A 2,113-nucleotide genomic window follows, 5' to 3' on the forward strand; every position below is an offset into this window, starting at 1 on the left:
TCGCGCCGCCCGGTCCGGGTTCCGGCGCGCCCGCTCACACCACGAGGCGGCGGTAGAGATGCCAGGTGGTGTGGCCGAGCACCGGCAGCACCACGGCGAGGCGACGAAGAAGGGCAGGCTGCCGAGCGCCAGGAGCGCGGCCACGATCAGCCCCCCACAGGGCCATCACCACCGGGTTCGCGCGCACCGCCGAGAACGAGGTGCGCACGGCCGTGGCGGTGCTCACATTCCGGTCCACCAGGAGCGGCAGCGACACCACCGACAGGCTCATGGCGAAAACCGCGAAGCCGAGTCCGACACCGTTGCCGACGATGATCAGCGTCCAGCCCGCCCGGGTCTCGAAGATTTCCCGCGCGAAGGCGGAGAGCGTCGGCGGCACGAAGGGGCCGAACGTCGCCTCGTAGATCACCAGCGCCGCCACCAGCCACAGCAGGAAGGTGGCCAGCAGCGCGCAGCCGATCACGGCGATGGAGACGATGGCCGGCGAGCGGACGAGCGCGAAGACATGCTCCCAGCCCGTGGGCAGCCCTTCCTCCCGGCGCCGGCTCATCTCGTAGAGGCCGATAGCCGTGAGTGGGCCGAGCAGCGCGAAGCCCGCTACCAGCGGGAACAGCAGCGGCAGCACGTCATGGCCGAAGGAGAGGCGGGCGAGGAACAGCCCGACGATGGGATAGATGAGCGCCAGGAAGATCAACTGGCTCGGATGGCGCAGAAAATCGGAAACCCCCGCCTTGAGGCAGTCGACGAGGTCCGCGGGGGAGATGTGCCGCACGCGCAGCGCGACGCCGCCGAAGGCGGTTTCGGGGCGGGCATAGGCCGGCTGGATGGTGGAAGGGACCATGGCGCTCCTCCAACATTGGCACGCGACCGCTTGTGCCCGCCGGCAGAAACCCTAAGTATCTCGCCAGACCGGATGCGGCTTCTGACCACTCTTCCAGTCTAGCGCAGGAAGACGGGTTCGTCGCCGGGAGCGAATACACGATCTCGGCACAGGCCACCCATGGCACCGCCGCCGGGCTCGGGATCGGACGTTAGAGGCAGATGGCCCGCATCTTCGCGCTGTTCACGGTACTGGCGGCCCTCGTGGGCTTTGCGCCCTGGCTGGTGCCGCTGGCGAAGCAGAGCGTGCGCCTGGTGGAGGCGCGCGACGATCCCGCCGCGATCGCCGATCTCGGCCTCGCCGACCTCGACGCCGCAGCGGTGGCGAAGGAGATCGAGGCGGCGCTCGCCGCCGACGACGTGGCCCTCGCCTCCTCCTTCGTTGCGCTCGCCGATGCGCGCGCGATCGCCATCGATCCGGACTTGCGGGCGCGCGTCGCCGCGGCCAACGGCGCGCTCGCCAGCACGCTCCGGGGCGCCAAGGAATTCGGCATGGGCTTCCTGACCGGCCAGCCCTCCGACCTTGCCGGCCTCGCGGGGGCCGCGACCGGCGACCTCATGGTGTGGGGCGACATCCGCGACGCCGGCCGCGAGGGCTGGAAGCTGGCCCAGGGCGAGGATGCGGACGAACTGATCCTCGGCCTCTCGGCGGTCGGCATCGCCGTCACTGCCGGGACCTATGCCACGGTGGGCGCGAGCCTGCCCTTGCGCGTCGGCATCACGTTGGTGAAAGTCGCCAAGCGCACCGGCAAGCTCTCGGCCGCCTTGGGCCGCACCTTCATGCGCGCGGTGCGGCAGAGCGTCGACTTCGTCGCCCTGCGCCGCCTCCTGAAGGCGCCCGGCGCGGTGGACGGGCCGGCGCTGAAGGGCGTGGTGCGCTCCGACCGGCTCACCGCGCTGACCCGCATGCTCGACGACGTGGCGGTGGTGCAGTCCAAGGCCGGCACCCGCGCCGCGCTGGAGGGCCTCAGGATCGCCGACAACGGCAACGACCTGAGGCGGGTGGCGCGGCTCGCCGATGCCAAGGGGCCGCAGACGCTCGCAATCCTGAAGACACTGGGGCGCGGCGCCATCCTCATCACCGGCGCGCTGCTCAAGCTCGTGTGGTGGGTGTTCGTGGCGGCGGTCTACGTCTATCTGCTCGTGTCCTCCTTCAACGCCTTCTGCGTCTCCTCGCGCCCGCGCCACCTGGGGGCGGGCGGCGGCGGCCGGCGCCGCCGCGCGGTGGACAGCG

The 2,113-nt window shown here is 71.3% G+C and carries 2 protein-coding genes; one reads left to right on the forward strand and one right to left on the reverse strand.

Annotated elements, in window-relative coordinates:
- Nucleotides 1-34: 34 nt before the first annotated feature.
- Nucleotides 35-841 carry a DUF2189 domain-containing protein gene (locus AC2W7M_RS24295; protein ID WP_486135580.1) on the reverse strand — a complete coding sequence of 269 codons (807 nt, stop codon included), beginning with the start codon at nt 839-841 and terminating at the stop codon, nt 35-37.
- Nucleotides 842-1,041: 200 nt separating this feature from the next.
- Between AC2W7M_RS24295 and AC2W7M_RS24300 the strand changes: the two genes are divergently transcribed.
- Nucleotides 1,042-2,113, forward strand: a 1,072-nt coding sequence (locus AC2W7M_RS24300) for a hypothetical protein (RefSeq protein ID WP_486135582.1), incomplete at its 3' end; no start/stop codon positions are given.

This window comes from Xanthobacter sp. BG11Y11_SDJG, assembly GCF_057364445.1.

What these genes read in the sequence shown, in the direction of transcription:
- AC2W7M_RS24295 (WP_486135580.1), bottom strand. Translation starts at nt 841, where the DNA reads ATGGTCCCTTCCACCATCCAGCCGGCCTATGCCCGCCCCGAAACCGCC.